The sequence below is a fragment of the Ligilactobacillus acidipiscis DSM 15836 genome, from assembly GCF_001435755.1.
Taxonomy (GTDB): Bacteria; Bacillota; Bacilli; order Lactobacillales; family Lactobacillaceae; genus Ligilactobacillus; species Ligilactobacillus acidipiscis.
Genome location: NZ_AZFI01000098.1, coordinates 1 through 8,264, shown reverse-complemented (window position 1 = coordinate 8,264; position 8,264 = coordinate 1). Strand labels below are relative to the sequence as shown.

At 39.4% G+C, this 8,264-nt stretch carries 6 protein-coding genes and 1 pseudogene; 6 read left to right on the top strand and 1 reads right to left on the bottom strand.

Features of this window, described 5'->3' with window-relative positions; genetic code table 11:
• Window positions 1-80: 80 nt before the first annotated feature.
• Entirely contained in the window at window positions 81-1,157 is a 1,077-nt protein-coding gene (locus tag FC65_RS07220; protein ID WP_056972098.1) for a GntR family transcriptional regulator, read from the bottom strand.
• 392 nt (window positions 1,158-1,549) lie between these two features.
• Between FC65_RS07220 and FC65_RS07215 the strand changes: the two are divergent.
• From FC65_RS07215 to FC65_RS12450, 6 genes and pseudogenes are all read left to right on the top strand, one after another.
• Window positions 1,550-2,938, top strand: a pseudogene (locus tag FC65_RS07215) (sugar porter family MFS transporter).
• Between the two features lie 12 nt (window positions 2,939-2,950).
• Window positions 2,951-4,564, top strand: coding sequence for a xylulokinase (locus FC65_RS07210; RefSeq protein WP_056972097.1), 1,614 nt, complete (start codon window positions 2,951-2,953; stop codon window positions 4,562-4,564).
• A 12-nt stretch (window positions 4,565-4,576) separates the two neighbouring features.
• The gene (locus tag FC65_RS07205) at window positions 4,577-5,308 is read left to right on the top strand and encodes an L-ribulose-5-phosphate 4-epimerase (protein WP_056972096.1); all 732 of its coding nucleotides are present in this window, start codon (window positions 4,577-4,579) and stop codon (window positions 5,306-5,308) included.
• Window positions 5,309-5,434: 126 nt separating this feature from the next.
• On the top strand, window positions 5,435-6,859 hold the full coding sequence (gene araA / locus FC65_RS07200; protein WP_056972095.1) for an L-arabinose isomerase: 1,425 nt from the start codon (window positions 5,435-5,437) through the stop codon (window positions 6,857-6,859).
• Window positions 6,860-7,121: 262 nt separating this feature from the next.
• Entirely contained in the window at window positions 7,122-7,733 is a 612-nt protein-coding gene (locus FC65_RS12455) for an NAD-dependent epimerase/dehydratase family protein (RefSeq protein ID WP_235803100.1), read from the top strand.
• A complete protein-coding gene (locus tag FC65_RS12450; RefSeq protein WP_235803099.1) occupies window positions 7,711-8,091 on the top strand; it encodes an NAD-dependent epimerase/dehydratase family protein in 381 nt (126 codons plus the stop codon). Before FC65_RS12455 ends, FC65_RS12450 begins: the two co-directional genes overlap by 23 nt.
• Window positions 8,092-8,264 lie beyond the last annotated feature (173 nt).

Sequence of the window (8,264 nt, the reverse complement as noted above, 5' to 3'; positions counted from 1 at the left end):
GATGAACGCTCATCAACACTAAAAAGTTTAGCCCCCCAATAATGGTGGGCACGTTTTTTACATAATTGCAATTTATTTTTTTAGTTAATTTTGCGGACCGAATTACGTAATTGCAATTTCGGATGATGGACGATCGTTTTGACTTCCTGACCTTTGAGCAAAGATAGGATCCCTTCACCAGCTTCTTGACCAACTCTAGTGCGCTGATAGTTCATAGTCGTTAAACCAGGACTGAGATAGGCAGAGGAGTCAAAATTATCGAAACCGACTAATGAAATATCTTGCGGAATAGATAAACCCTGACCTTTTAATTTAGCAAGAACTTCAATAGCAAGTTCATCGTTATAGCAGGCAATTGCCGTCGGACAAGCATCACTGTTAAGATAAAAGTCAATTTTTTTGCTAACGACTCCAAATGGATCATGGGAACTATACATAATAATATTACTGTCTGAAAGATCGATGGACATTTCCTGATAAGCTTGCATAAAGCCGCTCATTCGATGGACACCTTGGCGATCGTCGACTTGAAAAATACCCAAGATCTTACGATGGCCCATCTCCAAAAGATAGCTGACCATCTTTTTTTCAGCTTCGGTATCGTCATTTAAAATTCCAGGCGCATCTAATTCTGGGTACTTAGCATTAATAAACAGCAGTGGGATATTCTTTTTGGTGATCTGCTGATAAATATCTAAATTTCTGTTGGGCTTGGCACTTTCACTAGGTTCGATTATTAAACCTGCGACCTGAGAATCGAGCATTTTGATCAAACTTAGGCGCTCTTTTTCTGGATCATTATGTGTGTTTGCAAGCAAAAGGGAATAGTTTTCTGTTCCGATAACTGCATCGATCTGAGAGATGACTTTAGGAAAAATATAGTCAGCAATATGCGTACAGATCAAGCCGATCGTTTTACTTTCTGTATTTAGGTTCCATTTTTTATTCCACTCTTCAACATACATTCCGCTCCCCTGAACTTTATAAATAAAATGTTCATTTTGCAGTTCTGTCAAAGCCTTTCTTACTGCATAGCGTGAAACATTGAAATCTGCCATTAGTTCAGTTTCCGTGGGCAGTTTATCATTCATCTGATAAGACCCAAAAGTGATTTGGTTCTTTAGTTTTTCTTTGACCTTAATAAAGTCGCTTTTCATTTCATTTAACCCCATAATTCATTTGAATAAATTTACATAAATAAAATTGTTCACAACAATTTTACGCTACGTATTTAGGATAACATAAGCCAACGTCTTTGTTAAAAGTAGTTTTGTAACGAGTTGGGACATTTGCTTTTAGCCTAAAACAAATTTCGAATGATTAGTTAAGATTAATTCTGCAAAAAATAAATAATTGTTTCACAAAAAAACGACACTTGAAATTAAAGGGTTTACATTGATTTTGTTTCACAAATTTATTCGCATGAATTTTAAAAAGGGGTGAATCGTTCGTATAAAATACTTATGATTAGAAACGTTTACATGGAGCGCACGTAATTCTTTGAAAGCGTTCCTAAATCATTAGTTCGATATTTAAGGAGGAGAATTCCGTGGCTCAAGAAAAGAAAATTTCGAGTAAGTATATTTATTTTTTTGGTTCTTTTGGTGGAATTTTGTTTGGTTATGATATTGGGGTCATGACAGGGGCTTTGCCTTTTCTGAAGAATGACTGGTCTTTAACTAATGCGTCAGTGATTGGCTGGATCACATCGGCAGTTATGTTTGGTGCAATTTTCGGTGGTTCGGTTGCTGGTCAGCTTTCTGATAAATTTGGTCGGAAAAAGATGATTTTGGTTTCGGCTGTGATTTTTGCTATATTTTCGCTGCTTTCAATGGTTTCGCCGAATAACGGAGCACTGTACTTGATCATTATCCGAATTCTGTTGGGCTTAGCTGTTGGGGCTGCGTCGGCTTTAGTACCTGCCTATATGTCGGAGATGGCGCCAGCCAATGCGCGAGGCAGTCTCTCCGGGTTGAATCAGACAATGATCACTTCGGGAATGCTTTTATCATACATTATGGATTTCTTGTTAAAAGGCTTGCCTGAAGCTTGGGGTTGGCGAGTCATGCTTGGGTGTGCTGCCATCCCAGCCGTCATTTTATTTCTAGGTGTTTTAAAGTTGCCAGAATCACCGCGTTTCTTGATCAAAAACGGTCAACCGGATGAAGCGCGTCAGGTTTTGTCATATATCCGCAAGGACGATAGTGAGATCGAAGCAGAAATAAAAGGAATTGAAGTTGCTTCTACAAAAGAAACTAAAGTAGCAGAAAAAACTTCTTGGGCAACATTGTTTAGTGGCAAATATCGTTATCTGGTTATCGCCGGTGTTGGTGTTGCTACGTTTCAGCAATTTTAAGGCGCAAATGCAATTTTTTACTATATACCTTTGATCGTTGCAAAAGCTACCGGAAATTCGGCCAGTTCCGCGCTGTTATGGCCTGTTATCCAAGGTGTGATCTTAGTTTTAGGTTCATTGCTGTATATTGTGATCGCAGAAAAGTTCAAACGGCGTACTTTGTTGATGCTTGGCGGTACTGTGATGGGATTATCATTTATTTTGCCATCATTGTTGAACCTGATGATCGCTAACATGAATCCGATCACGATCGTTGTTTTCTTATGTATTTACGTTGCCTTTTATTCGTTTACTTGGGCTCCGTTAACATGGGTCATCATTGTCGGTGAGATGTTCCCACTTGCTGTTCGTGGGCGTGCTTCCGGCTTAGCTTCCTCAATGAACTGGGTCGGTTCATGGGCCGTTGGTTTGGTCTTTCCAATTATGACAGCCGCAATGGCACAAGAAGCAGTTTTTGCAATTTTCGGTGTGATTTGTTTAGCAGGAGTCTTATTCGTTCACTACTGCGTTCCTGAAACACAAGGACATACATTGGAAGAAATTGAAGAAGCTGGCATGAACCATGGCAAAAATAAAGACTAGGGGGTAGGTTGAATGAATATCGCTGAAATAGCCAAAGAGATCCAGGGCGGCAACACAGCCTTAGGGATCGAACTTGGGTCAACACAGATCAAAGCAGTCTTAATAACAAAAGATTTTGAACCAGTAGCTTCAGGCAGTTTCTTATGGGAGAACAGTCTAAAGGACGGTATTTGGACTTATTCCTTAGATGAAGTTTGGGATGGGATCAAACAAAGCTATCAGCAAATGTCTGCTGAAGTTTCGACTAAGTATCACGTTCAAGTTGAAAAAATTGGTTCGATCGGTGTTAGCGCGATGATGCACGGTTATTTGGTTTTTAATAAAAATAATGAACTATTGGTTCCATTTAGAACATGGAGAAACACGATCACAGGTGATGCTGCTGGAGAGCTAACTAAGTTGTTTAATTTCAATATTCCATTACGTTGGAGTATTGCTCATCTGTACCATGCGATTTTACAAAAAGAAGAACATGTTAAGGATATAGACTTTATTACGACATTAGCTGGATATGTGCACTGGCAATTATCCGGCAATAAAAACGTTGGCGTCGGTGATGCCTCAGGAATGTTACCAATTGGTAAAGATGGACAATTTGATCAAGAAAAAATGTCTCAATTTGAGGATTTAGAGTTGGTCAAACAATATCCTTGGAAGTTACAAGACATCTTGCCAACAGTGTTAGAAGCTGGTCAAAATGCTGGTAACTTAACAAAAGCAGGTGCTAAGTTACTTGATCCGAGCGGCAAATTACAAGCAGGTAGCGTCATGGCACCACCTGAAGGCGATGCTGGGACTGGTATGATCTCAACTAACAGTGTTAGAGAACGGACAGGTAACATTTCAGTTGGTACTTCGGAATTTTCAATGAATGTTTTAGATAAACCATTGAAAAAAGTACATCGTGATATTGATATCGTGCAAACACCAGATGGTTTGCCAGTTGCGATGGTCCACATTAACAATTGTTCTTCTGACATTAACGCTTGGGCGGATATTTTTAAGGAGTTTGCAAGACGTTTAGGGATTGATCTTAAACCAGACGAATTATATTCGACCTTATTCTTGGATACTACTAAAGGTGACTCAGATGCAGGCGGCGTAGTCAACTACAGTTATCTTTCAGGTGAACCTGTGACAAAAACGGATGAAGGACGACCGTTATTTGTTAGGACACCAAATAGTAACTTTAACTTAGCAAACTTTATGACAGCTCAATTGTACTCAGCTTTTGCTCCACTTAAGATCGGAATGGATATTTTGCTCCATGAAGAAGGAGTTTCAACTGATGTTATGATCGCACAGGGTGGTTTGTTTAAGACACCAGTTGTTGCGCAACAAGTATTATCTAATGCGTTGAACTTACCGATCCCTGTCATGACAAATGCCAGCGTTGGTGGTCCTTGGGTTATGGCTGTCCTAGCACAGTATGTGGCTTCAGGTGCTAAAGAGTCATTGGCTGATTACTTGGATACGAAAGTCTTCTCTGATTCAGAAACAATGACATTAAGCCCAGAACAAGAGGGTGTTGATGGCTATGAGAAATATATTGAACGTTATCAAGCAGGTCTTCTTGTTGAAGATCAAGCCGCTATATTAGAAGATCCAGTCGAAAAACAACAATAAAGGATGAATGGAATGTTAGAAGAGTTAAAACAAGAAGTTTATAAGGCTAATATGCAACTTCCAAAGTTAGACTTAGTTACCTTCACTTGGGGTAATGTTTCTGGAATTGATCGTGATAAAGGGCTATTTGTTATTAAGCCATCTGGAGTTGATTATGACAAGCTGACACCGGACGACATGGTCGTAGTTGATTTAAACGGGAATGTTGTTGAGGGTAAGTTAAACCCATCAAGTGATACTCCCACGCATACAGTTTTATATAACAAGTTTCCAAATATTGGTGGGATCGTGCATACTCATTCTCCTTGGGCGGTTGCGTTTGCTTCTGCCGGAGTTGATGTTCCTGCATTAAACACTACACATGCGGATACATTTTATGGGCCTGTCCCAGTTTCAGATCCCTTATCTAAAGAAGAAATTGAAGATGCTTACGAGGAAAACACTGGTAAAGTGATCGTTCGAACGTTTGAAGAACGCGGAATCGATGAAGAGGCTGTGCCAGCTGTGTTGGTCAACCAACATGGGCCATTTACTTGGGGTGCTACTCCAGATAAAGCCGTCTATGACGCTAAGGTCCTTGAAGTTGCTGCCGAAATGGATTATCACGCCTTACAACTAGCAGGACACGAACAGATCGTTGTTCCTCAGTATTTACTTGATAAGCATTATTACAGAAAACATGGTAAAAATGCTTACTACGGTCAAAACAATGCGCAGTCACGATCACATGCCAAGCGGAAGTGAGCAGCTGAAAATTGTTTGTTAATAAATTATGTGTATCAAATTTAAAAACCGGGCGAAATGTTTTTAAGGGGTCAGATTTCTCCCAAAGACATGAAGCCCAAATAAAAAATCTAAGGAGTGTTTTTAATGTTATCAGTACCAGAGTACGAGTTTTGGTTTGCTGCAGGTAGTCAACCTCTTTATGGTGAAGACACATTGAAGAGTGTGGCTGATGATGCTAAGAAAATTGTTGAAGGTTTGAACGAAAAGGGTAACTTGCCATATAAAGTTGTCTTCAAGCAAGTTCTGACAGATGCAGACGGTATTACAAAATTCATGAAGGAAGCTAATTATCAGGACAAAGTTGCTGGTGTGATCACATGGATGCATACATTTTCTCCAGCTAAGAATTGGATTCGTGGAACAAAGTTATTGCAAAAGCCGTTGCTGCACTTAGCTACACAATACCTTAACAATATTCCTTACGACACGATGGACTTTGATTACATGAACTTAAACCAAAGTGCTCATGGTGACCGTGAATATGGCTATATTAATGCTCGTTTAGACAAGCGTAATAAAGTCATCTATGGGTATTGGGGCGATGAAGAAGTTCAAAAAGAAATCGCAGACTGGGAAGATGTTGCAGTTGCTTATAACGAATCATTCAACCTAAAAGTTGTTCGCTTTGGTGATACAATGCGCGACGTTGCGGTTACAGAAGGCGACAAGGTTCAAGCTCAGATTCAACTTGGCTGGACGGTTGACTATTACCGAGTTGCTGATCTGGTAGAAGAGATCAACAAAGTTACTGAAAAGGAAATCGATGCTGAATACGAGGACTTAAAGTCTAAGTATGAATTAGTTCAAGGTAATAATGATCCTGAAAAATATGAGCATGCAGTTCGTTATCAATTGAAACAATATATCGCTATGAAACGTTTCTTTGAACGTGGCGGTTATTCAGCATTTACAACTAACTTTCAAGATCTGCATGATATCGAAGAACTTCAAGGTTTGTCAGCTCAATTATTAATGCGTGACGGTTATGGTTTTGCTGGTGAAGGTGACTGGAAGACAGCAGCCTTGTTACGGGTCTTCAAGATCATGACACACAATAAGCAAACAGCCCTTATGGAAGACTATACACTTGATTTGCGCAAGGGTCATGAAGCAATTCTTGGTTCGCATATGTTGGAAGTTGATCCTTCGATCGCATCTGAAAAGCCGCGGGTCGAGGTCCATCCATTGGATATTGGTGATAAAGACGATCCTGCGCGTTTGGTATTTACTGGTTCAGAAGGCGACGCTGTTGATGTTACAATGGCTGACTTTCGCGATGGTTTCAAGATCATTAGTTACCCAGTTGATGCCAACAAACCGGAAAAGGAAACTCCACACTTGCCAGTTGCTAAACAATTATGGACACCAAAAGCTGGCTTGAAGCAAGGTGCTACAGAATGGATCCATGCTGGTGGTGGCCATCATACGGTATTCTCATTCACTGCTAGTGAACAACAGGTTGCTGATTTGGCGAACTTATATCGTGCAAATCTAGTTGAAATCAAATAGGAAATAGCAAAGATTGTTTCACGTGAAACATTTTAGTCAGGAAAAATGAACACATGAGTTGAAATGGTCGGATCATAAGGAGTAGCAGGGCAGCTGTAGTTTATAGGCTGTCCTGTTTTTTACGTTAAAAATGAAGAGCTTGTGGTGTAAGGTTTAGTGCTAAACAATCATTGTTGATTTAACATAATTGCGGTTCTAAAGTTATTTATTTGATATACTTAAATAAGTAGATAGCGCTAACATTTGAAAGGGGTCCCTTAGTATGAAAATTGTGGTTATTGGTGCTTATGGACATATTGGCTCGTATCTGGTTCCGAAGTTAGTTAAAAATAACAATGAAGTGATTGCTGTCAGTCGGGGAAAACATCAACCTTATACCCAAGATAGCGGTTGGAAAAAAATTCAGCATATGAGTTTAGACCGAGTAAAAGATCCAAAATTTGCAACTAAGATTGCAGCCTTAAACGCTGATGTCGTGGTTGATTTAATTAATTTTAAACTTGAAGATACGCAAAAAATGACGGCCGCGCTTAAAAACACTCAGCTTTCGCATTATCTTTTTTATTCGTCGATTTGGGCGCATGGCAGAGCAAAAACCTTGCCGGCAGACCCTAATGATCCTGCCAAGGAGCCATTGGACGATTATGGTAAAAATAAATTTGCCAGCGAACAATTTTTGAAACATGAATATCGGACAAATGGTTTCCCGGTCACGATCATTATGCCAGGACAAATCTCGGGGCCGGGCTGGACTATTATTAACCCAGTTGGTAATACAGATCTTGGAGTTTTTCAAAAAATTGCTAATGGTGAAAAAATCACCTTACCAAATTTTGGTATGGAAACTTTGCATGCATCACGTTCATGCAGATGATGTTGCACAGATGTTTTATAAGGCGATTTTGCACCGTAATCAAGCTTTAGGGGAAAGCTTTCATGCAGTCGCGGCTGAATCTATGACCCTATATGGTTATGCTAAAGCTTGCTATCAATTTTTTGGTCAAGAACCACAAATTGATTTTCTGGCTTGGCCCGAGTGGGTAAAATTAGTTAATAATCAAGAATTGTCTGAGCATTCCTATTATCATTTGGCTAGAAGTGGCAGTTATAGTATTGAAAACGCACGGAAATTGTTAAATTATGAGCCTAAATATACAACACTAGAAACTGTTGAACAAGGGATCCAAAGTTATCTTGAACGTGGGCTGATTACATTAAAAAAATCTGAATAGTAAAAATTTCGTTGTTAGAAACGGTTCTATTTAAAAAGACAAAACAAGGGCTATTAAGTCTGAGTTTTGCCTTTTTGGCTAACCAGTTTTCTATGTTGTATTTAAGCGGCTTTTAGAAGTATAAGTTGATTTTATTAAAAAAGGTTAGCGTAAAGTATTTGTGGGTGGAAGTC

Excerpts from the sequence above, each read along its gene's own strand:
- FC65_RS07220 (WP_056972098.1), bottom strand. The coding sequence starts at position 1,157 with ATGAAAAGCGACTTTATTAAGGTCAAAGAAAAACTAAAGAACCAAATC.
- FC65_RS07210 (WP_056972097.1), top strand. The coding sequence starts at position 2,951 with ATGAATATCGCTGAAATAGCCAAAGAGATCCAGGGCGGCAACACAGCC.
- FC65_RS07205 (WP_056972096.1), top strand. The coding sequence starts at position 4,577 with ATGTTAGAAGAGTTAAAACAAGAAGTTTATAAGGCTAATATGCAACTT.
- araA (WP_056972095.1), top strand. The coding sequence starts at position 5,435 with ATGTTATCAGTACCAGAGTACGAGTTTTGGTTTGCTGCAGGTAGTCAA.
- FC65_RS12455 (WP_235803100.1), top strand. The coding sequence starts at position 7,122 with ATGAAAATTGTGGTTATTGGTGCTTATGGACATATTGGCTCGTATCTG.
- FC65_RS12450 (WP_235803099.1), top strand. The coding sequence starts at position 7,711 with ATGCATCACGTTCATGCAGATGATGTTGCACAGATGTTTTATAAGGCG.